We start from the raw sequence: 24,731 nt of genomic DNA, 5'->3' as shown, positions 1-24,731 counted from the left end.
ATGAAACTGAAAAAAAGTGATCAAGGACTTAAATGGGTCATTAATCTATTTTTTGTTATCATTTCCTTAATCGCGTTGTTCCCAATTTTGAGCTTGCTTCTTTCTTCATTTAGACCTTCATCCGAGCTGATGCGCAATGGGATTAGTTTAACATTCGATCCGAGCTCGTTAAATGTGGACAACTATATTTATATTTTCACGGTGGCGGGGAATTATTGGGACTGGTACGGGAATAGTTTAATCATTTCGGCGATTACAATCATCCTTTCTTTGTTTTTCTCTTCCATGGTTGGATACGCGCTTGCGTTGTATGATTTTAAAGGAAGAAATTTTTTATTTATGCTCGTTTTATTTATTTTGATGGTGCCATTTGAAATATTAATGCTGCCCCTTTACCAGCTCATGATCAGTTGGCAATTAATCAATACATATACGGCTGTTATGCTGCCAGCGATTGTTGCGCCAATAGCCGTGTTCTTTTTTCGGCAATTTGCACTTGGACTTCCTAAGGAATTAATGGATGCAGCTAGAATTGATGGTTCGACAGAGTATGGGATCTTTTTTAAAATCATGCTGCCATTAATGACGCCATCTTTAGCAGCGATGGCAATTTTACAAGGCTTGGGAAGCTGGAATAATTTCCTATGGCCACTTATCGTTTTGCGTTCGAATGATATGTTCACATTGCCGATTGGGTTGGCAACATTATTAACGCCGTACGGAAATAATTATGATGTACTTATTGCAGGTTCGGTCATGACGATTGTTCCAATCATTTTATTGTTCATCTTTTTCCAACGTTATTTTGTGACAGGGCTTACAGTCGGAGGTGTAAAAGGATAACATAGAGTGAAAGAATCTAATAAGGGTGGCGGCAACATGGATGGTAAACAAATCGTATCTTCACTTGATCAAATCCTGCAATGGATTATGCGCCTCGCAATTCTGAACGGGCTATGGTTTTTATTTTCTTTTCGCGGATTATTTTTGGCCGGAGTTTTTCCAACAACGGTTGCAGCGCTTGGAATGGCGAGAAAGTGGATAATGGGCAATGATGAGATTCATATTTTTCGAACCTTCAAGGAGATTTATAAGCAAGAGTTTAAAAACGCCAATTTACTAGGATGGGTTCTTACGATAATTGGCATTGTACTTTATTTGAATTATCGAGTGATGTTGAATACGGCAGATCTTCTATTTATCATTCCATTTGCTTTTTACTTGTTAGTTTTTTTCTATACGATTATCGCTTTATGGTCCTTTCCGTTGATGGCTCATTATGAGGCAGCTTGGTATCAACATGTAAAAAATGCATTCATTCTTGGAATTTCCAAGATACATTATACTCTTTTACTTGGAATGGTCATTTTCATAGTCCTTTATATTTCTTTGGAAATCCCCGCATTTATTATCTTCTTCTCAATTGCGATTGGATTATCAGGCTGCATGTGGGTAGCCATGCAAGTATTTAACAAATTGGATAAAAGCTAAGTTTGTGTTAAAATGAGAAATATTCAAAAAAATAAAAATGTAAGCGAAATCAGTCCCTTCCGAATGTCGGTAAGGGGCTGACTCGTGTGTATGGGGGAACATCATGAATAGAAAACTTTTTACGTATGCCATTAATTTCACAATTTTGGTGTTTGGTTTACAGATGACGATGCTTGGACCATTGATTGAAAAAATGTCTGAATCTTTCCATTTGTCAGTGGCGCAAATGGGGTCCTTCTTTTCCGTTTCTGCCGCTGGATTTACAGTGGCGATTATATTTGGAGGAATTATTTCTGATCGTATCGGGAAAAAACGAGTTGTTGTTTGGTCAGGTTTAGGATTTGCAAGTTCACTCCTATTTTTCTCCATTTCTCCTTACTTTTCACTTTCCATCGTGATGTTTTTTCTAGTGGGTGGTTTTGGTGGAGTTATCGAGAGTACACTTAGTGCCATTGTTGCGGACGTCAATCCAGGCAACGAAAGACGGGCAGTGACATTTACACACGTATTTTTTGGTGTTGGAGCGATTATAGGTCCTACTTTTTCCGGTTGGTTAATCGATTCAAATTATTCATGGAATACGGCCTATTTCGTTGCGACCATCTTAGCTTTTGCAGCTGTTATATGGGTCACGAGATACGAATATCCAAAAGTAGAAACAGATGAGAGTTTCGATGTTTCTGCATTTAAAAACATTTTAGGCAATAAAAGCTTCATCCTGCTTTGTACCGCGATAGCACTTTATGTTGGAGTGGAAACGACTGCGTGGGGTTGGACACCGAAACATTTAACCGACTTAAACTATGATCAAACCTTTGCTGGGTTTATGGTAGGTCTGCTTTGGTTTGGCATCACGATTGGGCGCTTTATTTCAGCATGGTTGGCAGAAAGATTTTCAAATAAAATTCTCGTAAGCGGTCTTTGCCTTGTAGCCATTACAGGGCTTGTGGCGCAAGTATTTTCAGTATTCAATTCAATTGCTCCCGTGACATTGTTTTTAATGGGACTTGGTTTTTCAGGAATATGGCCACTCGTCGTATCACAGGCTGGAACGATGTTTTCATCCAAATATACGGGAACCGCTTTTGGTCTTGCGGTTGCAGCAGGTGGAATCGGTGGGATGACCATTCCTTATGTGTTCGGATTTATTGCTGAGCATGTGCAAATGGGTGTTTTATTTGGAATTTTATCAATGCCGTTAATATTGATAATACTTATAAGTTTCTATTTAGAAAAATCAGAAAAACTTGAAAAATCAGCAGCCTAGTTTAACAAAAATTGGTATCATTATAGTAAGAATGATTATTGGAGGAAAGTCGTGAAAAAGGGACTCTCAGCATTATTAATGATAACCATTAGTGCGTTTATGTTGGCGGGCTGTATGAGTATTGGGGTAAGTAAAAAGAGTAAAGTGAAACTAAATGCTATTATTGTAAAACATCCACTAACCCAAGATGTAGCCAAAATGGATTGGCTTAAGGAGACAGAGAAAAATGCCGGAGTAGAAATTGAATGGCAGGAAGTGACTTCTCCTGATTGGGAAAAAGTAAAACAAGAATTATTGTTTAGCGGAGAAATTCCCGACCTTATTATTGGTTCATATGCAATAACGGATGCTGAATTTGCCCAATATCCAAACTTGTTTCAAGATTTGACGGAATTAATTGAAAAGGATGGTCCGAACGTTCAGCAAATGTTTCAGGATAAACCTGAAACGAAAGTGATTGCGACTCAATTGGACGGAAAGATTTACGGATTGCCAAAGTATCAGCCCTTTGGAACGGAAACGGCGACAAGACAATTTATCAATAAACAATGGTTAGATAACTTAGGTTTGGATGTGCCGACGACATGGGATGAATTATTCGCAGTTTTAGTGGCTTTTAAGGAAAATGATGCCAACGGAAATGGAGACCCTGATGACGAGATCCCAATGGATTTTGCTCCACTTGGAATGGGAGGCTTTGATTTCTTCCATCCTACTGTTATGTTAGGGAGTGTCGGAATTACGATCACGAACGGTGGGGGACAAGGATATTTCGTTGAAGATGGAGTCGTGAAAAACTTTTTTGTAGACGAGCGTGTGCAGGAATTAATAAAATTTTTACATAAATGTTGGGAAGTTGGTGTATTGACAGAAGACATCATATCCCGCGATTATGCTTTATATCAATCCGTTGCACGCGGTAATGGGAATACAGCAAATGTAGGGTTTACATGGGGCTGGGAGTTATCTGAACGATTTGGCAATACGTTAGCCTCGCAATACGTTTCCATGCCGTCTTTGCAAGTTTCATCAAGCTCAGACGCACAAGTATCCTGGAGTTATGATTACTATGGATTAACGTATGGAGCTAATATGGTACAAATGTCCGCTTCAGCGAAAGACAAGGACGCAGCGATGAAATTCATTAACCAACTCTACGATCCGATTGTCAGCATGCAAGCTTTATTTGGTTCGATTGGGTCCAATATTTCCGATAATGGGGATGGAACATACACGGTGCTTCCGCCAGAGGATCTCGCGCTGGACCCGGCTACGTGGAAATGGACAACGACATGGGGAGATAAGGGCCCGATGTATATACCAGACACGTTGCATCTAACTCCAAGCTCTGATTTAGAAGCAATTGTTGACCAAACGAAACCGTTAAAAGAAGCACTCGATTCCATTAATAAAGAAAAAGATGTGTACCCTGACATTTTCATCAAGTACAGCCCCGATGATTATTATGTATTAACACAGATCAATACTGCCTTAATGAATATTTCGATGGGTGCTTTCGGAAAATGGGTAACAGAAGGCGGTATGGAAAAAGAATGGGATACTTATGTGCAGCAGTTAGAAAGCATAGGAATTTCCAAGACAATAGATATAATGCAAAGGTATTATGATGAGTACCAAGTAAATAAAATAGATTTTTAGAGGAGGGAGTTATTTCTTCCTCTTATTTTTTTGTTAACAATTTAACAGTATCGCTACATGCAATTGAATTTACTTGCTAAAAATGGTAGCATGTTCGTACAAGTTGAAAGAAAGGGAGACTTTTACCAAATGAAACTAGAAGAAATGATTGCGGAAATAGAAGCTTTAGGTAAAACATGCAGCTGTGGTCATAAACATCATCACATTCCAATAGAAACGATGTATATAGGTACCAATGCTTTTGAAAAATGCTCATCATTTCTTATAGAAAAAGAGTTTAAGTGTGTTCTTCTAGTAGCAGATGAAAATACGTATGAAGCTGCTGGGGAAAAGCTTGCAGAAAGTTTACGAAATGCAAATCTCGAATATTCCGTATGCACCATTAAGCCGAATAAAATGGGAGATGTAGTAGCGGATGAAGTTTCGATTGTCCAGGCACTTATAGAAATCGATGCCCATGTTGATGTGCTTATGGCAGTTGGTTCTGGTACAATCCACGATATTACAAGATTTTGCAGTGCCAAAACTGGAAAGCCGTTTATTTCAATTCCAACAGCGGCTTCTGTGGATGGGTTTACTTCATTAGGTGCTCCGTTAATTGTTCGTGGAGTAAAAAAGACTTTTCAAACGGTATCTCCCATCGCCCTTTTTGCCGACATCCATGTACTTATAAATGCTCCAAAAGAGATGACAGCGGCTGGCTTCAGCGATATGTTGGCAAAATATACATCGCTCGCAGATTGGAGCTTTGGTAGATTAATAGCAGATGAACCATATTGCCCGCTTGCTGCTTCGATTACGAAAGAAGCCCTTGATTATTCTGTAGAGCACGTCGACCAAATAGCCGCAGGGGACGAAGAAGGAATTCGCATTTTACTAGCTTCACTTATCCAGTCCGGTCTCGCTATGCTATTGTTTGGACAATCACATCCGGCATCAGGTGGAGAACACCATCTTTCACACTACTGGGAAATGGAATTATTACAAAATAAACGTCGCCAAGTTTTACATGGTGCAAAGGTTGGTATCAGTTCCGTTATGCTTGCAAAGCTTTACAATGATTGGCTTTCATCTGGTAAGCTGCTTCCACATGCATTAAAAGATAAAAGTGAAAAAGTTGCAGAGATCGTTGCCACCATTCCAAATAAAGAACAATTGCGAACTCTTTTACAAAAGGTCGGAGGTGCTACTGCACCAGAAGAATTAGGAATTAGTGAGGAACTTGTTAATAGAAGCTTAAAAGAAGCACATCTATTAAGAGAGCGTTTTACAATGTTGAAATGCTATAACAGCGGTCTCTAGAACTATATTGGAAGAAAACCTTGATTACAATGGTATTTTTATTGCCCTAGAACGATTCTAGAACTAAAGATAGCCTTCTACGAATGTAACAAATTTGTAAAAATCACATTGACGTTTGGTTTCATGAATACTAATATAAAGTTATGCGAAAACTGACACAATATTAAGACTAAAGTATGATATTTCGTAAATGTACGTTGATTTAATATTTTTTGTAAGCGCTGACTTCAGTGATTTGAGCACAAAGGGGTGGTCGTTTAAAGGATTGGGGGATTAGCATCCAGAAATGATAGAAAGGTGCTGTGAAAATGGAACCGGTTGTAAGAATAGAAAATATTAGCAAGTCATTTGGATCCGGGAATAAAAAAGTAGATATTTTAGATCAGATTAATTTAACAATTGAGCCACATCAGTTGGTAGCCCTAAGAGGAAGGTCAGGATCAGGTAAAACAACTTTGCTGAATTTAATTGGTGCTTTAGATAAGCCAACGGATGGGGAGATATACATAGAAGGAAATCCGATCAGCAAATACAATGAGAAGCAGTGTTCAGAGCTGCGCAGGCAGAAAATGGGCTTTGTGTTCCAGTCTTATGGACTAGTTCCACTAATGACAGTGGAAGAAAATATCGAATTTGGGCTTAGAATCGCAGGGGTGCCGCGTGCAGAATGGGCAGAGAAAATAAAAGAGTCCATTGAACTTGTTGGGCTTTCAAAACGAGCTAAACACCGCCCTTACGAAATTTCCGGCGGAGAGCAGCAAAGGGTAGCGGTAGCAAGGGCGATTGCTACAAAACCAGCACTTCTCTTAGCGGATGAGCCTACAGCAGAATTAGATACGAAAATGGCATTTCATATTATTAGCGCTTTTCAGGAACTCGTGAAAAATAAAACGACTACGATCGTGATGACAACACACGATCCTGGCATTCTCGAAATAATAGAACATGTTTATACATTGGAGGATCGGAAAATTGCGAAAGATAAACAAGAAATTATCATCTAATAGAATAAATGTTTACTATTTACTAGGGACTTTGGCATTCTTCTCATTCTTTTTAGGAGGATGTTCTTTCTTACCGAAGGAAGAACCTGTGTTGGCGCCGCCACTTGTTGAACCAGCCCAGCTTGATTACGAAACGGCAGAAGTTAAAAAAGCCGAAATCATTAAAAGGGTTAAAGGGTCGGGAACGATGGTTCCAACTAGTCATCATGATTTATATTACACAAAAGATGGCGGACGTTTAAAGAAAATCAATGTTAGAGAAGGGGATTTAGTAAAGAAAGGCCAAGCACTTGCAGAATTAGAAACTGGCAATCTCTCTTTTGAAATTGACCAAGCTTATATCGATTTGAAAAAAGCTCAGTTAAGACTTCAACAAATGCAATCGAATCATGAAGATAAATATTCCATCGAAATGGGAAAATTAGATGTCCAAAGCATTCAGAATCGACTTTATTTTATGAATAATCAGTTAGAGGAATCAAAAATCACTTCGCCTATTGACGGAGTCATCACGTATGTTACAGAAATTCAACAAGGTCAAGGTGTTCCCGCTTACGAATCATTATTTCAAGTAGCGGAAACGACTCAACTGCAAATTCAATATACAGCAATGAATGCCAATGATCTTGCAGATGTGAAAATTGGGATGGATGTCGTAACCAACATAAGCGGTAAAGAAGGTAAAGGAAAAGTCGTACAGACTCCAAAAGATGTCCCTGCTGATATTTATGAAAAAAATCCAGATCTTTATAGTAAATCAATCCTAGTAGAGGCTGAAAAGCTTCCGAATGATACAAAAGTTGGAGATCTTGCAGGTATTGAAATCATCACTGCGAGTAAAAAGGATACACTCGTCATTCCGAAAAATGGCCTTCGCACAACGGTTGGCAGAAACTATGTTCAAGTCATGGTTGATAATACAAAACGTGAAGTGGATGTTGAGGTCGGAATTATGTCTTCTACAGAAGTGGAAGTGTTGAAAGGACTCAATGAAGGGGACGTCATCATCTTAAAGTAGGAGGTATAAGCGGTGGCTATCATAAAGTTAATTTTTCGTAAGATGCTGAACAATCGCTGGCTGACCGGAAGCTTATTCCTCGGTTTAATCATAACCGTTTCACTTGTTTCCAGTATTCCAACATATACTTCCAGCGTATTACAAAAATTATTAGTTCGTGAATTAGAAGACCATCAAGTGAAGAAAAATCAATATCCAGGTGAATTTTCGTTCTCTGATACATTCGCTAGCTCTATCGTTAAAAAACCTGCAGAATCACTCGCCAAAGTGGAAGATATCAAGAAGAATCTTGTAGAGAGTACAGGAATCCCGGTTATAGCAGATGCAAATATTATCGCGACGACTCCGCTTCGAACAATGTATGAAGAAGAAGAACGGCGCGGAAGTTCGCAAAACGCAGCAAAATTACTTATGATTTCCGGACTCAAGGATCATATTACGATTACGGATGGAACTTTTCCTAGTGATAAAACTGTAGATGGAGTTGTAGAGGCTCTCGTTTCAGAAACAGCTTTAGTTAAAAGAAGCATGGTGCTGGGAACTAATTTTATCGTCGGCAGCGAAGGCGAGCAGCAGTTTGTCATTAAGCCCGTTGGAACCTTCCAGCCAAAATCAGTTGAGGACCCATATTGGTCTCTTGTACCACGATCATTCAATGATGATTTTATCGTTAATGAAAAATGGTTTAGGGACGAATTAATTCCAAAACATGAAGAACTATTAGGAATTGGCCGATTCAGTTCAGCATTTGACTATCATAAAATCGAATCTACCCATTTCCCAGCATTATTGAGTTTGGAATCAAAGTTGAAATCGCAAATCTCGAGCGTGAAAAAAGCAACTATTTTATTTAACTTCCCAATCAAAAATATCCTAAAATCATATGAAAATAAAGGAATGCAAATGACAACGATGCTTTGGTCGTTGAATGTCCCGGTTCTCATTATGCTTGCCATTTATTTATTTATGATTTCTCGCTTGATCATTGAACGGCAATTAAATGAAATTGCAGTCTTTACAAGTAGGGGAGCAAGCCGCTGGCAAATTCTAGGCATTTATTTTATCGAAATAGCCATTTTGGGTGCTCTGGCACTCTTAATCGGCCCACTCATCGGTTTGCAACTGTGTAAATTGCTCGGTGCATCCAATGGTTTCCTAGAATTTATTCAGAGGTCAGCATTACCTGTTAAACTTTCTGTAAAATCTTATATTTATGCACTGCTTGCTGTTTTGGCTTCTATCATCATGATCATGATTCCTGTTTATAGTGCATCAGGAAAAAGTATTGTCAGTCATAAACAGCAATCAGCAAGGGATGTTGGCAAGATACCTTGGTATACTGTAATTTTTGAATTTTCGGTTCTTGGAGTTGCCATTTATGGACTCGTTGCTTTTAACCGCAGTCAAAAAGTGTTGCAGAACCTTGATGTAGAGAGTTCTGACGTAATGATCGACCCGGAGCTATTTTTCATGCCAGCCTTATTCATTATTGGCTTAGGATTGGTAGCCCTCAGAATATATCCTTTAATTTTGAAGCTGTTTTATAAAATTGGAGAAAAGTTTTGGCCAGTCTCGTTATACAGTACATTTTTACAAGTGAGTAGATCTACAAAACAATATCAGTTTCTTATGTTGTTTTTAGTGATGACAATAGGAATGGGTGTGTTCAGTGCTAGTGCCGCCCGGACTATTAACACAAACTTGGAAGAGCAATTGCATTATAAAAATGGTTCGGAAGTTCGTATGCTGTTAAGATGGGAGAGTAGTCGTCCTAGCAGCGGTGGTACTTCTCCAAGTCCTAGTGGAACTGAAGGCGGAGGAGAGTCTGCTGATGCTCTTCCAGAAGTGGAACCTGTTGTTTATACGGAACCACCTTTTGATCCAATAACAAAATTAAAGCAAGTTGATAAAGCTGCGAAAGTGTTTAAAAAGGATTCCGTATCCGTTACAACCCCTAGCGGAAAAAGCATCCATTATCCAACTTTGATGGCGATTGAGCCGAAGGCGTTTGGTGAAACGGCATGGTTTAAACCTTCCTTATTGCCGCATCATTGGTACGAGTATTTGAACCTAATCGCGAAAGAGCCAAGCGCGGTCCTTATTTCGAAAAAAGCAGCCGATGCTCTAGAAGTTAAACAAGGTGATTATATTACGATGCAGTGGGCTGGTTCCGATTATGGGGAATTTGTAGTGTTTGGAATCATTGATTATTGGCCATCGTTCAATCCTTTGGAGAAGTCGGTGGAAAATAAATCCGAGGGTGCTCTTGTTGTAGCTAACCTCCCATATGTACAAAATATGCTTGGCCTTGAACCTTATGAGGTTTGGCTGAAGTTAAAGCCGGATACTTCTCGGGCCGAATTTTATCAAGATTTAAAAGACTCTAAAATTCCGGTTATGGTCATGAACGATGTAAATCCACAAATCACTGATTTGAAAAATGGAGCACTTTTATTGGGGTTAAATGGTACAATGACATTAGGTTTCCTTATATCGTTGTTGATTTCATTTATTGGTTTCCTTTTATATTGGGTGCTGACGATCAAATCAAGGACACTGCAATATGGTATTTACAGGGCAATGGGGATTCCAATGCCAAAATTAATTGGAATATTGGTTTCAGAACAAGTCCTTACATCAGGTTTCGCATGTATACTCGGAATCATCGTAGGTGGAGTGACAAGTCAATTATATGTTCCACTGTTTAAGCTTTCGTTGAATATTCGTGACTTAACGCCTCCATTTACGGTCATTTCTGATGCGAGCGATGAGGCGAAAATTTATATATTCTCAGCATTAATGCTAGTTCTAGGATCCGCCATATTAATCGGCTTCTTAAGAAAAATAAAAATTCATCAAGCCATAAAGTTAGGTGAAGATTAATGATCGATTGCCAAAATTTAATGAAAATCTATAAGATTGATGATGATCATGAAGTTATTGCGTTACAGGGTCTAGATCTAAGAGTAGAGCAAGGCGAAATGATGGGAATTATCGGAAGCAGTGGTAGTGGAAAATCAACATTACTAAATATGCTCGGCGGATTGGACCGACCGACTGCAGGTAAGCTCATTGTAGGTGGCAAGGATCTACTTCGTTTATCCGATAAAGATCTAGTAAAATATAAACTCGAAACAGTAGGATTTGTTTGGCAAAATAACGCGCGTAACTTGATTCCATACTTGACGGCCATCGAAAATGTCGAGCTGCCGATGTTAATTAAGGGCCGACATAAACGGGAGCGTGCGAAAGAATTACTGGAAATGGTCGGAATGGGTCATCGTCTAAATAATAGATTAGGCTCGCTTTCAGGTGGAGAGCAGCAAAGGGTAGCCATCGCCATTTCCCTTGCGAATGATCCGAAATTAGTTCTGGCGGACGAACCGACGGGAAGCGTTGATGTGAAGACGGCGGATATCATCCTAGATGTTTTCCGTAATCTAAACAGAGAACTTGGCGTCACAATCGTCATCGTTACCCATGACACTCAGCTCACGAGAAAAATGGACCGCGTCGTCGCCATTCGCGATGGAAAAACATCTAGTGAAATATTGCGTAAATCCTACTATATACAAAATGACGATAACGAAAGCAGCGATGACGGTGTAGAAGAAGATACACACGTAGAATTGGCAGTTCTCGATAGCGCAAGAAGAATCCAAGTTCCAGAAAGCTACTTAGAAGCCATCGGAATTTCCGAAACGAATAAAGTAAGAATGGAACTCGAAGACGGAAAAATTGTTATCGTTAATCCAAACGAAATAAAATCAAAAGTTGTATAGTTTTTACTTATGGAAACGGCCATCCCTCTTTGAAACGGGAGTGGTCGTTTTCATAGTTTCGTCGATAAATTAATGTGTAATTATCGATGAAAAAAGAGAATGCCAGAGTTTTGTCGATAATTAACGCGTAATTCCCGATGAAAAGAGAAAACGTCAAAGATTCATCGATAATTAAAGCGTTATTCTCGATGAAAAGAGGTAGTACCAAAGCTTGGTCGAAAATTAATACGTAATTCTCGATGAAAAAGGAAGATGCCAGAGTTTCATCGATAATTAATGCGTAATTCTCGATGAAAAAAGAGAATGGAAAAGTTTCATCGATAATTATCATGTAATTCACAATGAAAGAAAAAAATCATATAGTTTTTGCGATAAGCAATCCATATTTTTTACGATGAATATGAAAATAATAGAGTTGGAATCCCTCCCCAAACGCCAATTTATCCTCCTTCCTTTGACTTTCCTTCACCCAACAAGTAATATAAATATTAAGTTATCGATAAATTAATTAACAACTGCGAGATAAACATGTGAGGGATTTAGATGAAACATAATGTAACGATGAAGGATATCGCTGAAAAAATCGGAGTCACCAGTGTGACGGTTTCGAAAGCACTTAATGATAAAGAGGGTGTCAGCGATGAATTAAAGGAAAAAATAAAACAATTAGCTGAAGAAATGGGTTATCGCTTTAATACGGCAGCGAGATCGATGAAAGATGGGCTTTCGTTCAATATTGGCGTCATTATCCCTGAGCGTTTCACTGGTATGCTCCAATCCTTTTACTTGAATTTTTATCAATCGATTTCAAAAGTATTAGAAGAGCAAGGTTACTATGGGATTTTGCATATTTTACGTTCTGAAGATGAGGACGAATTAAAACTCCCAAGGATTTACCAGGAACAAAAAGTTGATGGATTTGTTATTCTTGGGCAAATCAAAAAGCCGTATATTAAAAAATTGCAATCGGTTGAGCTTCCAACTGTATTCATGGATTTCTACGACGAAGAGGCGAATATGGATGCTGTCATTACTGATAATTTTTACGGAGCATACGATATCACCAATTACTTAATTCGAAACGGCCACGAAAAAATTGCTTTTGTAGGTAATATATATTCTACAAGCAGTATTCAAGATCGATTTCTCGGCTATTACAAATCTTTGCTTGAACATCATATAAAACTAAATGATCAATACATTTTGTGCGATCGTGATGAACATGGAAAGTATATCGAGATTGACCTTCCAGAGGAACTTCCTACAGCGTTTGTATGTAATTGCGACCAAGTCGCTCATCTTTTAATCGCCAAATTAAAAGATTTTGGCTATCGTGTTCCGGAAGATTTTTCAGTTGTCGGCTTTGATAATGATATTTATGCAACCATAACAGAACCTGGTCTTACAACAGTAGAAGTGAATATTGAAGAAATGTCCCGTACAGCTATTGGCTTTATTCAGGAAAAAATTCGTGACAAGGGCAAAAAGCATGGTAGGATCCAAATAAAAGGAAACATCGTGTATCGGGATTCTGTGAAAAACATAAAGAAAAAATGAGAGAGGCTGCCCTCTCTCTTTTTTTGCTCTTATTATTGAGCTCGTAATTTAAACCACGTACTAGCATAGTCCCCGTGAAGTTTTGGCACATAAAAGCCTCCCGCAAGCAGCTGGTCACCGCCGTATACTACTCCATCACGTTCGGAAACATAGTTAAAATCAGGATTTAATCCTTTTAAAATGAGACGTTTGAATGATATAGCTCATATCTTTCGATTGAAGATGAAAGATGTTTGATTGACTTTCGTAATAGATTGTCATTTTAATACTCCTTTTATGGATTAAGGCAACTTGAATTTTTATGTGAATTATACGTTAAGTCATGTTTTAAAGTACTTTAAATTACTAAAAATAAATTGATTAAAGTTAACGATTAAGTTAAAATTTATTATATATTACCAGAAAAGTATTTTCAAAAGCTAAACGGAGGAAAAATAGTGAAGGAACTATTTGTTAAAGGAATGACATATGGCTGGGATTCTTCAAGAGGGGCATATCGGACGCCGGGAGCCGTTGAATCGTTAAAAAAATTAAAGGAAACGGGTAGCGAGTGGATTGCATTGTCATTTTATACATACCAAAACACCATCTTCTCTACTGATATTCCTTTTGATTACGGTTTCACAATGACAGACAGTGATATTATGTTTGCGGTAAAAAAGGCAAAAGAGCTCGGTTTGAAGGTGTGTTTAAAGCCAGTGGTCAACTCAAGAGATGGATTATGGAGAGCAAGAATCGGTTTCCCGGAAGAAGCATATACATATTGGGCGAAGTGGTTTGATTCTTATACGAATTTTTTACTCCATTACGCTGAGTTAGCTGAGGATCTTGAATGTGATATGTTTTGCATAGGCTGTGAAATGGTAGGGACAGAGGCGCAGACGAAACATTGGATAAATGTTGTTGAAAAGGTTAGAAAAGTTTACAGCGGTCCGATTATTTACAATGCAAACCATGGGAAAGAAGACGGGATAGATTGGTTTGAACACGTAGATATAATTGGGACAAGTGCTTATTATCCAGTCGCTGAAAAACCTGGCGACAGCGAAGAAACGATGTTGAAAAATTGGGAGAAGGTAAAGGAAAGAATTGAAAACCTTCATAAGAAATTTAAAAAGCCTATTTTATTTATGGAAATTGGCTGCAGGAGTGCTGAAGGATGTGCGACGATGCCTTGGGATTTTGAACATCAGGATCTCCCTTTTAACGAGGAAGAACAAGCCAATTTTTACAGTTCAGTCATGAAAACGTTCTGGGATGAACCGTGGTTTGCCGGGTTTTTCTGGTGGGATTGGAGTACCGAGCTCTATCCGCTGGAGGAAGCGAAGCAAAATAGAGGCTTCGATATTTACGGTAAAAAAGCGGAAGAAGTTTTAAAAGATTGGTATATAAACAAATAAAAGGCGGGGAAGAACATGAAGGATAAAGCGCGAATTTTATTTATAGGCGACAGCATTACAGAATGGGGCAAAAATGAAGATCCCGAAGGCCTTGGGATTGGATACGTTCGAATCATCCATGATTATTTAAAGACTGCTTTTCCAAGCAAAAATCTGGAAATCATCAACAAAGGAATTGGTGGAAACCGTGCAACAGATTTACAGGACAGATGGGAAAAAGATGTTCTTGCCCTAACCCCTGATTATGTATCAGTTTCCATTGGAATAAACGATGTATGGCGTCAGCTTGATAATCCAGATATGGTACAAGTGTATCCAGACCAGTTTGAAGAGATTTTGACAGGACTTTTAGAAAAAACAAACGCCCAGTTAATTTTAATGGAACCAACTGTCATTGAAGAGGATGTAAATTCTGAAGGTAATCAAAAGCTTATTCCATATGTGGAAATCGTACGAAAGTTAGCTAATAAATTTGGTGCGATTCTCGTTCCAACCCATCAAGATTTTATCGATTATTTAAAATCAGGCACTACATACAAGCTTACGACCGATGGTGTTCATATGAATTCAGCGGGGAATATGCTGATGGCAAGATCATGGCTTCAAGCATGTGAAAGCTTACTTAAATAAATAGCAATGTAACTTCGAGGAGTGGACAAAATGTTAAAAGTTGATTTAAACGGACAATGGAAAATGCAAGAAGTTGGAGCAGACTTGTCGCTTGATGTTCAAGTACCAGGCTCTGTCATGAATGATTTATTGCAGCATGGCAAAATTGAAGATCCATTTTATCGCGATAATGAAAAAATTGGACTTGAAATTGCGGAAAACGATTATGTATATTCGCGAATGTTTTCGGTAGATGAAGAGTTTTTGAAGCAAGATAAAATCCTTCTCATTTGTGATGGGCTCGATACATTAGCGGAAGTTTCCATTAATGGTGAACTCGTTGAAAAGACGAATAATATGCATCGCATATATGAAATGGATGTAAAATCGTTTTTACAAAAAGGCGAAAATGACATTACAGTAAAATTCAATTCTCCTACTAAATATATTCGTGCTTTGCAAAATGAAGATCCGCTTGCTGGGGTTGGCGATGCAGTTGCTGGATATCCATATTTAAGAAAAGCCCATTATATGTTTGGTTGGGACTGGGGTCCACAAATTCCAGATATGGGGATTTGGCGAAATATTTCGATACAAGCTTGGAGTACTGCAAAGCTTGATGATGTGTATATGACACAAGTGCATAAGGAAAATGAAGTGCAGCTTGATGTACGAGTAAAAGTGGAAGAATTGAGCAGTCATCAAGATGTTCAAATCGAAGTATCGTTGAAAAATCCCACTGGTGAGGTCGAGGTAAAGACGATCTCTGTTTCAGCTTCACAAGAAATCGTCACTTTTAATGTAGAAAACCCTGAATTATGGTGGCCAAACGGATATGGAAAACAACCATTATATGAAGTAGAAGTATCTTTATTGGATAGCAAGGGTTCCAAGCTTGATACAAAAGAATACACCATCGGTCTCCGTACGATCGAAGTGAAATCTGTTCCGGATGAATTTGGAAGATCGTTTGAATTTTACGTAAATGGCCTTTCGATTTTTGGAATGGGAGCTAACTATATTCCAGAGGATAACTTACTCGCAAGAAATTCTGTAGAGAAAACGGAACGGCTTTTAAAAGATAGTGTTGAAGCGAATTTTAATATGGTCCGCATTTGGGGTGGCGGCCATTATCCTGAAGATTATTTCTATGATCTTTGTGATCGCCTCGGTCTTATTGTTTGGCAGGACTTTATGTTTGCGTGCAGTGTGTATAAACTGACGGATGAATTTTTAGATACAGTTAAAAAAGAAGTTGCAGACAATGTGAAGCGTCTGCGCCATCATGCGAGTCTGGGGATTTGGTGCGGAAATAATGAAACGGAAGAAGGCTGGGTACATTGGGGCTGGCCGCAAGATCCAATGCGCAAAACGGATTACATTAAGTTATTTGAATACATTATCCCTGAAATGATGAAGGAGCTGGATCCACAAACATTTTATTGGCCATCTTCACCGACATCAGGCGGTGGCTTTGACCAACCGCGCGATCCGAATCGTGGGGACATGCATTATTGGGAAGTGTGGCACGGCTTAAAGCCATTTACTGAATATCGTAAATACTTTTTCCGTTTCTGTTCTGAATTTGGGTTCCAATCATTTCCTTCATTAAAAACAGTGGATACTTTTACGATTCCTGAGGATCGAAATATTTTCTCCCGAGTGATGGAGACACATCAGAAAAATGCAGGAGCAAATGGAAAAATTCTCTTCTATTTATCAGAGAACTTCCTATACCCGAAAGACTTTGATTCACTGCTATTTACTTCGCAGCTTTTACAAGCAGAAGCAATTAAATATGGAGTTGAGCATTGGCGCCGCAACCGTGGACGGTGCATGGGTTCATTGTATTGGCAATTAAATGACTGCTGGCCAGTCGCATCATGGTCAAGTATCGATAGCTTCGGCCGCTGGAAAGCTCTTCATTATTTCACGAAGAAATTTTATGAGCCGATCTTACTATCTATTGAAGAAGAAGGAAAAACAGCATCCATTCACGTTACAAATGATTCACTGGAAGACATCGAAGGGCGAATTGAATGGAAACTACGTACAAACACTTCCGTTATCTTAAAGGAAGGTACTGTTACCGCAAAGGTCGGAAAGCTTTCCGCTGAAAATTGCATCGAGCTTTCTTTTGAGGATGTACTTTCAGATGAGAACATGAGAAACACATACCTTGAAGCAACACTATTCATGGATGGGGAAGTCCATTCAAATGCAGTTGTCTTATTCGTAAAGCCGAAGCATTTTGAATTCGTTGATCCACAAATTACAGTTGAAGTGCAGGATGAGCAAGATCAATTTATTCTTTCAGTAGAAGCCAAAGCCGGCTTAGCTAAATATGTAGAACTTGATTTAGTGGATGCCGATTGCAAATTCAGCGATAATTATTTTGATCTTTCTGCTGGTGATGTGAAGAAAATTACTGTTCAGAAAGCGAGCTTAAGCAGGGAAATAAGCTCAGAAGAATTTAAGAATAGCTTATCTGTTCGCAGCATTTACAATACGTACTAATCATTGTTATGGAGGCAGACTCAAAAATGAGTCTGTCTTTTTTGTGGTTAGTTTTTTTAAATATAGTAAATCTTTTGTGGATTGAGTTCTTGATTTTACCGAGTAATGAACCGAATCGCGGCACAACTTCGCGAAAATTCGCGATTATGCTGCGCAACGAGCTGAATCGCGGCACAACTTCTTGAAAAGTCACAAGTATGCCGCGCAACGATCTGAATCACAGCATGACTTCGTGAATAGTCACAAGTATGCCACGCAATGAGCTGAATCGCAGCACACCTCCCTAATAATTCATCATTGTGCTACGTATTAAACTGAATTAGTTAACATCTTCTTGATTTGCCACACATGTTGTACGAATGGAAGTGAATTGCGTAAGAACTCTCTCATTTGCCACACTTGTTGTATGAATGGAAGTGAATCGAGCAAGAACTCTCTCATTTGTCACACTTGTTGTACGAATGCAGATTGAATTGCGCAAGCACCGGCCCATTAGCCAATTGCTGTTCGAATATAACAGAATCTTTCTAAACTTGCTCTAAATGTCACAATCAGGATCAACTCCATAATATTAAAATCAGAAATTTTCCTTTGAAGAATGTACTTGCAACCGCACAATAATGAAGGAAACGCCACATTTAAGTCCAATAGTTTTTAGCAATTAAAACAAGATAACAGCAGAGCCTTACGCTACTTTTTTACATAAATAATCTTAGATTACACATAATGACATTAATTATTCTGACCAGTTATGGGGGATAAAAATGTCAGGCTGGATGTGGAAAAAGAAAAATAAAAAGGAAAATCGTCAAAAGCTTAACAACGTTCCCCATGTGAAGCTCAATAATGCAAGCGAGCAGACGTTGGATGGAAGTCTAGAGAAAACCAGTGCTTTTATGAGTAACATACTTGGTGAAAATGAGGATTTTATTACCAGAAAGGTTACGATTTTTGGGAAGTTTCCAGCAGTTATTTTTTATATAAACAATATGGTTGATCAATCAGTTATTAATAATGATCTTATCAAACCGTTATTATTTCCGCCGGATCATCTAGAAATCAATAAAATTCAGCATAGTAATATTGTAGATATTTTATCAGAAGAAGTGATCTATCATAGTGGAATTAAGTTGGAATCTAATCTTAAAAAACTTATTGAAAAAATTCTTGTAGGGGAAACAGTGATTGTTATAGATGGTGTATACGAGGCTATTCATCTTGCGACACGTTCCATTGACAAAAGGGCTATAACACAACCGGAAACCGAGCAAGTCATCATAGGACCTCGGGAAGGTTTTATTGAACGATTAGATACGAATATAGGGTTAATTCGCTATCGTCTTCCTACATCTGATTTATGTGTAAAAACGATGAAGATCGGCAGGTTGACGAAGTCGAAAGTAGCAATTTGTTATATGAAAGGGATCGTGGAGCCTTCGTTAGTAAACGAGGTCGAAAAAAGGTTATCAGAGATTGATGTGGACGCCATTTTAGACGTCGGTTATCTTGAACAATTTCTTGAAAATTATCAGTTTTCTCCTTTTCCTCAGACGATTTTAACGGAGCGTCCTGATAGTGTGGTCGGAAATATTATTGAAGGAAGAGTAGCCGTTCTTGTTGACGGATCTCCTTTTGTTTTAATGGTGCCTGTTGTCTTTAACCAGTTTTATCAAACGACCGAGGATTACTCAACTCGTTTTCTTTTAGCGAGCTTTACAAGGCTTGTACGAATTTTGGCACTCGTCTTTTCATTAATTTTTCCTGCCCTATATGTTTCGTTTATTTCCTTTAATCCGGAGTTGCTGCCGACAGAATTCGCAGTTGCGGTTGCAGGAGGTCGAGCTGGAGTCCCTTTTCCGGCGGTAGTGGAAGTGTTAATGATGGAAGTAGCGATGGAAGTGTTGCGTGAGGCGACGGTCAGATTGCCGAAACAAATTGGCGGAGCTTTATCGATCGTTGGCGTTTTAGTTATTGGGCAAGCGGCAGTAGATGCTGGTTTATCAAGCCCAATTACAGTTGTGGTAATAGCGATTACGACAATCGGCTCCTTTGCAACGCCCGTTTATAATGCATCTTTCGCTTTAAGGATGCTGCGATTTCCATTAGCTATACTTGCCGGGATATTTGGCCTTTATGGCGTCGTGGTTGGAATCATTATAATCTTCAATCACATGCTGTCCTTAAAATCATTTGGTGTTCCATATATGAGCCCAGTATCTCCTGGGAATTCACATGGAATGAAAGATGTCGTCATTAGATTTCCGTTTAGATGGATGCCGAGGAGACCAGAATTTCTCCATCCAAGCAATAATAAAAGATTGGGAAAAAATGAAGAAATTATCTCGGCTAAGGCAAATAATAAATCCAATGAAACGAAGGAAACTAAAAAATGATCGGAGAGAAGTGCATGGAGCAAACTCGTGAAATAACGGCCGTTCAAACAGCAGCGATTTTAATAAGTACCATTATTGGAGTAGGGGTTTTAAACCTTCCGCTTATTGCTGTTCAAGCCGCAGACACCGGGGCTCCTCTTCTTACTTTAATAGCTGTCTTCCTTGGTTTTATTGGGCTATATATTATGACAAAGCTTGGAATGCGATTTCCAGACCAATCTATTATAGGATACAGTCAAATTGTTTTGGGAAAGTGGATTGGCCGCATGTATGGAATAATGATCATTTTATTTTTCACATTTTTAACGGCGATGGCATCCCGAGAATTTGGCGAAGTTGTCGTGGCAGCAGTGTTGAAAAACACTCCGATTGAAGTAACTGTAATTGTCATGTTGTTAATGGCAGCCATTTTTACACGTGATGATATAAATACATTTGCTTATATTCATAATTTTTATGTCCCTGCTATCTTGGTTCCAGCCTTAATCATTGTCGTTTTATCTTTTACAAATGCAAATACTCTTTATTTCCAACCAATTTTTCAACCACTTATAGCAAACAACCTAAAACAAGTATTCATTGGAACATTGACAGTAACTGCTTTGTTTCAAGGGTCGTTTATTATAACAATCATCATTCCCTATATGCAAAAAACTGGAAAGGCGATGAAATCTGCTATTTGGGGTATCGGAATTTCCGGGATTCTTTATGTCATGATTATCTTTGCTACCTTATCTGTTTTTGGAGTGGATGAAATGAAAAACTTAATGTGGCCAACATTGGAACTTGCAAGAGCAACCTCTTTACCTGGCAACATTTTGCAAAGATTAGATGTTGTGTTTCTTGCCATTTGGGTGACGGCCGTTTTTACGACGATTTTTTCTAGTTATATGTTAACAATCCATTCATTAAGTCAGTTTTTTCGAATGCAAGGTCAAAAAACATTATCGCTTTTTTTATTGCCCATCGTTTTTTTTATAGCGATGATTCCCCATAATATGTTCCAAATGTACGACGTCATTAAAATAGTTGGCAGATTAGGTCTATTGCTTACAATTGTGATTCCTATTTTTATTTTTATTATGGCTATTATTCGCAAATTACCTAAGAGTAAAGGGGGAACATAAATGTATCGGAAACATATCTCTCTACTATGCATTATCGTTTTCTGCATCCCTCTGCTCTCCGGTTGTTGGGATAGCTTAGACATCGAAAAAAGAGCAACCGTATTAGCTATTGCGATTGATAAAGCGGAAATGGATCACGGGACACAACATGGAAGTGAGGAAGAAAAACAAATCACCAGTATTAAAGGCGATACGGCGGAACAGGATCACGATTTAATTCAATTGACCGCTCAAATAGCCGTACCAGGACGTATTCCATTAGGTCCGCAAACTGGTGGCACTGGCGGTGAGGGTCAGAAACCAGTTTGGGTACTTTCAGTAGTTGGCTCCACGATTGATGCGGCTATGACAAATCTCCAGCAAGAATTATCAGATAAAATATTTTTAGGACATTTGCGTGTCATAATTTTAAGTGAAGAAATTGCTAAAAAAGGCGTCGATCGCTTTAACGACTATTTACGTAGACAATCCGAAGTAAGAAGAACTGCTTGGATTGCCGTTTCAAGAGAAAGAGCTTCAAAATATATGGAGGTGGCTCCGGAATTGGAGCGGGTACCTGCATTATATCTTAATGCTATGATCGAAAATTCAGTGAAACTAGGAAAATTTCCTAAAACTCCAATTGGTGTTTTTTGGCGCATTCATGCAAGCAAAGGGCAGGATGCCTACCTCCCGTATTTAGAAATAAAACGTGGAGGAAATATTAACCTTGAAGGACTTGCGTACTTCAAAGGAGATAAAATGAAAGGATATATCCCACCTATTCAAATTGGGTTGCAAATGGCTATCCTTCAACAAAGCACAGGTGGATATGCAGCATTTTATAAAATACCAGGTACGCAAGATCAAGTTTTATTGCGTGCTATGAAACGAAGGACAAAATTTAAAACTAAGCTACATAACGGAAAACCTGAAATTCGGATTAGAATTCGATATGTAAATGAAATTATTGAAAAAGAGAAAGGAAAAATATCGATTGATAATCCAAAGACATTAAAGAAAATTGAAAAAAACTTTAATGATGAAGATACGAAAGCTATAGAAAAGTTAGTTAAAAAAATGCAAAAGGAAAAATCAGATATCTTCGGTTTCGGGGAGCATATAAGGGCTAAGCATTCAACTTATTGGAGTCAAAACGTAAAAACAATAGGAGATTGGGAAAATATTTTTCAAAATGATTTAAAAGTTAATGTTCAAGTTGAATCTCAAATCGTAAGGACAGGTATGAAGGCGAAGTAGATAAAGGAAGGGATTAAATTGCCTTATTTTTATTACTTAGTAGTTCTTTTAATAGTGACTGGATTCTTCATCTTAATTATTGATGTTAGTGCATTCAAGAAAAATCAAATGAAAAAAGAAAAAATGTTTGCAATATTTTTAGGGTGGACGAATGTCCTTGCGGGAGCACTGCTTTTTATAGGGTATTGGGCGTATCAGAAGTGGTTTTGGTAATTGGAGAAGAAAGCAAATATATTGGCAGTGAATTTTTATTAGTTTATGATTCAAGTCATCATGGTATTAAATGAAAGGGTGGTCAACACATAATGAACATTTTTACAATCGTAGGAAGTATTAGAAAAGAATCGTATAATATGCAGCTCGCCAAAACGATGCAAGAACGTTATAAAGATAACTTGAATATTGAAATTGCTGATATCAGGAGCCTTCCATTTTTTGACCAAGATGAAGAACATAACCCACCGCAAGTAGTAAAAGATTTTAAAAAAGCTGTTGCAAATGCGGATGGAGTTATTATTATAACACCAGAATACAATTGGTCCGTTCCCGGTGTTTTAAAGAACGCTATTGATTGGACATCGAGAGTAAAGAGAGTGTTTTTAGGTAAACCGGTCATGCCACTAGGTGTTTCTACTGGAATGCTCGGAACGGTGCGCGCTCAATTACATTTGCGGGAAATTTTATCTGCGCCCGGAATTCAGGCAAAGGTACTTCCGCCAGGAGGTAACGAAGTCCTCGTCAATTTTGCAGCACAGAAATTTGACGAAGAAACTGGTTTATTAGTAGATGAGACAACAATTAGCTTTTTGGATGATAAAGTGGATAAGTTTATAGAAATGATTAAAACCAGCAAGTGATTCATTGAAAAACCGTGGGCAAAATAATTTAGTACTTTCAAACTATTCCAATCAATAGTATATTATAACAGTAGCCATTACCGGCCAGTCCTCATTATAGGGCTGGCTCCTTCATTTTTAAAAATAATATTCATCATTGACCTATAACATGAAAAGGAAGCATACTCATATGTTACGAAAAAATCCTCTTTTGTCTCTTAAGATGTTTTTGTTTTTTGGTGCCGCTATCAGTTCACTGGTTGTTAGCTTTTTGCCTTTATATTTTCAAAATAATGGACTGTCGAAGTCAGCAATAGGAATGTTTTTTGCGCTTGGAACAGCAGTTGGTCTTTTTGCCCAGCCTGTTTGGGGGTTTATGAGTGATAAATATAAAACAGTTAAAAAAATCATCAATATTGTGTTAATTGGTATTTTAATAGGAATCTTTTTGATTTTCCAGCTAAGTTCTCTTATTTGGCTTTATGTCGCAGGAGCATTATTTTTCTTCTTCTTTACGGCGTTAAACCCATTATCAGATAATTTAGCTAAGCGTGTTGCAGATGAACATAAAGTCTCTTTTGGCTCCATTCGATCATGGGGTTCCTTTGGTTTTGCGGTCATTTCGTTAGCAAGTGGGTTTTACTTTAATAAGATGGGTGTACAATCTCTTGCCATTCCAATGATGACTGTTGCAGTATTGACCTTTTTGTTATCACTTACATTGCAAGATGCCAAATCTGGTGCGAAAAAGGTGAACTTAAAAGAAGTGGGTCAATTTTTTAAAAACCGGACATTACTTATTTTCTTTTTATTAAGCTTTTTTATTTTCTTGACACACCGTGTGAACGATAGTTTTATTAGTTTATATTTATTTGAAATTGGCGGGAATGAAATGCTTGTTGGCTGGCTCTGGTTTATAGGGGTTCTTAGCGAAGCGATCCTCCTCATTACAAGTTTCATTTGGTTCAGGTCAGAAAGCCCAATTAAATACATGATCATTGCTGGGTTCCTTTTTACAATTAGATGGATCATGATCGGATTTATTACAGACCCTTCCATCTTGCTTTCCATACAGGCACTGCATGGAATTTGTTTTGCAATCATGTACATGGGAGCTATTGAATATTTATATAAAGCCCTTCCTGTTGAAATGCAAGCGACCGGCCATATGGTTTTTATGGCGATTGCGTTTAGTATAACGAATATTATTGGCTCCTCTATTGGCGGCATTATCTTTGACGCTTTCGGTGGTCCGACTCTCTATTTTTTAATGGCTGGTAGTTCCTTCATTGGCACAGTTGGCTTTATATTATTTTCTATTAAAGAAAAGTCTAGTAGAAAAATAGAAATGGTAGAAGGATAATAAAAAAAGGTGCAGACTCCATTTTAGGATTGAGGTGACCCCCAAAAGTTAGAGTTTTATATTAAGCTGCTAATTGGCTGGTATGAATCCGGTATTCAACTGGGCTCATGCCTGCCAGTTTTTTCTTTATACGTTTATAATTATAATAATTTATGTATTCTTCTATT

21 protein-coding genes are annotated in these 24,731 nt (G+C 38.2%); 19 read left to right on the top strand and 2 right to left on the bottom strand.

The window, feature by feature from the left end; translation table 11 throughout:
• The 10 genes from KHA97_RS10885 to KHA97_RS10840 all read left to right on the top strand — a co-directional run bounded on the left by KHA97_RS10885 (nt 1) and on the right by KHA97_RS10840 (nt 13,080).
• On the top strand, nt 1–843 hold the full coding sequence (locus tag KHA97_RS10885; protein WP_213124772.1) for a carbohydrate ABC transporter permease: 843 nt from the start codon (nt 1–3) through the stop codon (nt 841–843).
• Between the two features lie 36 nt (nt 844–879).
• Nucleotides 880–1,491, top strand: a complete 612-nt coding sequence (locus KHA97_RS10880; protein ID WP_213124771.1) for a YesL family protein — start codon at nt 880–882, stop codon at nt 1,489–1,491.
• 103 nt (nt 1,492–1,594) lie between these two features.
• Nucleotides 1,595–2,758, top strand: coding sequence for an MFS transporter (locus tag KHA97_RS10875; RefSeq protein ID WP_213124770.1), 1,164 nt, complete (start codon nt 1,595–1,597; stop codon nt 2,756–2,758).
• A gap of 51 nt (nt 2,759–2,809) precedes the next feature.
• Nucleotides 2,810–4,417, top strand: coding sequence for an extracellular solute-binding protein (locus tag KHA97_RS10870; protein WP_213124769.1), 1,608 nt, complete (start codon nt 2,810–2,812; stop codon nt 4,415–4,417).
• 129 nt (nt 4,418–4,546) lie between these two features.
• Nucleotides 4,547–5,719 (top strand): sn-glycerol-1-phosphate dehydrogenase, encoded by a 1,173-nt coding sequence (locus tag KHA97_RS10865; RefSeq protein WP_233713443.1) that lies wholly within the window; start codon nt 4,547–4,549, stop codon nt 5,717–5,719.
• A 308-nt stretch (nt 5,720–6,027) separates the two neighbouring features.
• On the top strand, nt 6,028–6,723 hold the full coding sequence (locus tag KHA97_RS10860; RefSeq protein WP_213124768.1) for an ABC transporter ATP-binding protein: 696 nt from the start codon (nt 6,028–6,030) through the stop codon (nt 6,721–6,723).
• Nucleotides 6,692–7,741 (top strand): efflux RND transporter periplasmic adaptor subunit, encoded by a 1,050-nt coding sequence (locus KHA97_RS10855; protein WP_213124767.1) that lies wholly within the window; start codon nt 6,692–6,694, stop codon nt 7,739–7,741. Before KHA97_RS10860 ends, KHA97_RS10855 begins: the two co-directional genes overlap by 32 nt.
• Nucleotides 7,742–7,753: 12 nt before the next feature.
• The gene (locus KHA97_RS10850) at nt 7,754–10,624 is read left to right on the top strand and encodes an ABC transporter permease (RefSeq protein ID WP_213124766.1); all 2,871 of its coding nucleotides are present in this window, start codon (nt 7,754–7,756) and stop codon (nt 10,622–10,624) included.
• The gene (locus KHA97_RS10845) at nt 10,624–11,523 is read left to right on the top strand and encodes an ABC transporter ATP-binding protein (protein WP_213124765.1); all 900 of its coding nucleotides are present in this window, start codon (nt 10,624–10,626) and stop codon (nt 11,521–11,523) included. Before KHA97_RS10850 ends, KHA97_RS10845 begins: the two co-directional genes overlap by 1 nt.
• A 543-nt stretch (nt 11,524–12,066) precedes the next feature.
• Nucleotides 12,067–13,080 (top strand): substrate-binding domain-containing protein, encoded by a 1,014-nt coding sequence (locus tag KHA97_RS10840; protein ID WP_213124764.1) that lies wholly within the window; start codon nt 12,067–12,069, stop codon nt 13,078–13,080.
• Nucleotides 13,081–13,112: 32 nt separating this feature from the next.
• Here the strand turns inward: KHA97_RS10840 and KHA97_RS24620 are convergent, their stop codons facing one another.
• Nucleotides 13,113–13,262, bottom strand: coding sequence for a GH36 C-terminal domain-containing protein (locus KHA97_RS24620; protein ID WP_407658033.1), 150 nt, complete (start codon nt 13,260–13,262; stop codon nt 13,113–13,115).
• Between the two features lie 255 nt (nt 13,263–13,517).
• On the opposite strand from KHA97_RS24620, the gene KHA97_RS10830 reads away from it, so the two are divergent.
• The 9 genes from KHA97_RS10830 to KHA97_RS10790 all read left to right on the top strand — a co-directional run bounded on the left by KHA97_RS10830 (nt 13,518) and on the right by KHA97_RS10790 (nt 24,564).
• A complete protein-coding gene (locus tag KHA97_RS10830) occupies nt 13,518–14,480 on the top strand; it encodes a glycoside hydrolase family 113 (protein WP_213124763.1) in 963 nt (320 codons plus the stop codon).
• A gap of 15 nt (nt 14,481–14,495) precedes the next feature.
• Entirely contained in the window at nt 14,496–15,110 is a 615-nt protein-coding gene (locus KHA97_RS10825; protein ID WP_213124762.1) for an SGNH/GDSL hydrolase family protein, read from the top strand.
• Nucleotides 15,111–15,140: 30 nt separating this feature from the next.
• On the top strand, nt 15,141–17,606 hold the full coding sequence (locus KHA97_RS10820; RefSeq protein ID WP_213124761.1) for a beta-mannosidase: 2,466 nt from the start codon (nt 15,141–15,143) through the stop codon (nt 17,604–17,606).
• 764 nt (nt 17,607–18,370) lie between these two features.
• The gene (locus tag KHA97_RS10815) at nt 18,371–19,999 is read left to right on the top strand and encodes a spore germination protein (protein ID WP_213124760.1); all 1,629 of its coding nucleotides are present in this window, start codon (nt 18,371–18,373) and stop codon (nt 19,997–19,999) included.
• 14 nt (nt 20,000–20,013) lie between these two features.
• On the top strand, nt 20,014–21,126 hold the full coding sequence (locus tag KHA97_RS10810) for a GerAB/ArcD/ProY family transporter (RefSeq protein WP_213124759.1): 1,113 nt from the start codon (nt 20,014–20,016) through the stop codon (nt 21,124–21,126).
• Entirely contained in the window at nt 21,127–22,365 is a 1,239-nt protein-coding gene (locus KHA97_RS10805; RefSeq protein WP_213124758.1) for a Ger(x)C family spore germination protein, read from the top strand. It begins immediately after the preceding gene.
• Nucleotides 22,366–22,383: 18 nt separating this feature from the next.
• Entirely contained in the window at nt 22,384–22,578 is a 195-nt protein-coding gene (locus KHA97_RS10800) for a CLC_0170 family protein (RefSeq protein WP_213124757.1), read from the top strand.
• Between the two features lie 92 nt (nt 22,579–22,670).
• Nucleotides 22,671–23,222, top strand: coding sequence for an NADPH-dependent FMN reductase (locus tag KHA97_RS10795; RefSeq protein WP_213124756.1), 552 nt, complete (start codon nt 22,671–22,673; stop codon nt 23,220–23,222).
• Between the two features lie 169 nt (nt 23,223–23,391).
• Nucleotides 23,392–24,564 (top strand): MFS transporter, encoded by a 1,173-nt coding sequence (locus KHA97_RS10790; protein ID WP_213124755.1) that lies wholly within the window; start codon nt 23,392–23,394, stop codon nt 24,562–24,564.
• 61 nt (nt 24,565–24,625) lie between these two features.
• Here KHA97_RS10790 and KHA97_RS24615 read toward each other — a convergent pair.
• Nucleotides 24,626–24,731: IS3 family transposase (locus KHA97_RS24615; RefSeq protein ID WP_213125735.1), on the bottom strand; the 106-nt coding region annotated here is incomplete at its 5' end.

The sequence above is a fragment of the Lederbergia citri genome (assembly GCF_018343625.1).
In the GTDB taxonomy this organism is placed as follows: domain Bacteria; phylum Bacillota; class Bacilli; order Bacillales; family Bacillaceae_C; genus Lederbergia; species Lederbergia citri.
This window is presented reverse-complemented; position numbering and strand designations above follow the sequence as displayed.

Excerpts from the sequence above, each read along its gene's own strand:
- KHA97_RS10815 (WP_213124760.1), top strand. The coding sequence starts at position 18,371 with ATGTCAGGCTGGATGTGGAAAAAGAAAAATAAAAAGGAAAATCGTCAA.
- KHA97_RS10885 (WP_213124772.1), top strand. The coding sequence starts at position 1 with ATGAAACTGAAAAAAAGTGATCAAGGACTTAAATGGGTCATTAATCTA.
- KHA97_RS10810 (WP_213124759.1), top strand. The coding sequence starts at position 20,014 with ATGGAGCAAACTCGTGAAATAACGGCCGTTCAAACAGCAGCGATTTTA.
- KHA97_RS10860 (WP_213124768.1), top strand. The coding sequence starts at position 6,028 with ATGGAACCGGTTGTAAGAATAGAAAATATTAGCAAGTCATTTGGATCC.
- KHA97_RS10805 (WP_213124758.1), top strand. The coding sequence starts at position 21,127 with ATGTATCGGAAACATATCTCTCTACTATGCATTATCGTTTTCTGCATC.
- KHA97_RS10825 (WP_213124762.1), top strand. The coding sequence starts at position 14,496 with ATGAAGGATAAAGCGCGAATTTTATTTATAGGCGACAGCATTACAGAA.
- KHA97_RS10790 (WP_213124755.1), top strand. The coding sequence starts at position 23,392 with ATGTTACGAAAAAATCCTCTTTTGTCTCTTAAGATGTTTTTGTTTTTT.
- KHA97_RS10865 (WP_233713443.1), top strand. The coding sequence starts at position 4,547 with ATGAAACTAGAAGAAATGATTGCGGAAATAGAAGCTTTAGGTAAAACA.
- KHA97_RS10820 (WP_213124761.1), top strand. The coding sequence starts at position 15,141 with ATGTTAAAAGTTGATTTAAACGGACAATGGAAAATGCAAGAAGTTGGA.
- KHA97_RS10795 (WP_213124756.1), top strand. The coding sequence starts at position 22,671 with ATGAACATTTTTACAATCGTAGGAAGTATTAGAAAAGAATCGTATAAT.
- KHA97_RS10845 (WP_213124765.1), top strand. The coding sequence starts at position 10,624 with ATGATCGATTGCCAAAATTTAATGAAAATCTATAAGATTGATGATGAT.
- KHA97_RS10875 (WP_213124770.1), top strand. The coding sequence starts at position 1,595 with ATGAATAGAAAACTTTTTACGTATGCCATTAATTTCACAATTTTGGTG.
- KHA97_RS10880 (WP_213124771.1), top strand. The coding sequence starts at position 880 with ATGGATGGTAAACAAATCGTATCTTCACTTGATCAAATCCTGCAATGG.
- KHA97_RS10840 (WP_213124764.1), top strand. The coding sequence starts at position 12,067 with ATGAAACATAATGTAACGATGAAGGATATCGCTGAAAAAATCGGAGTC.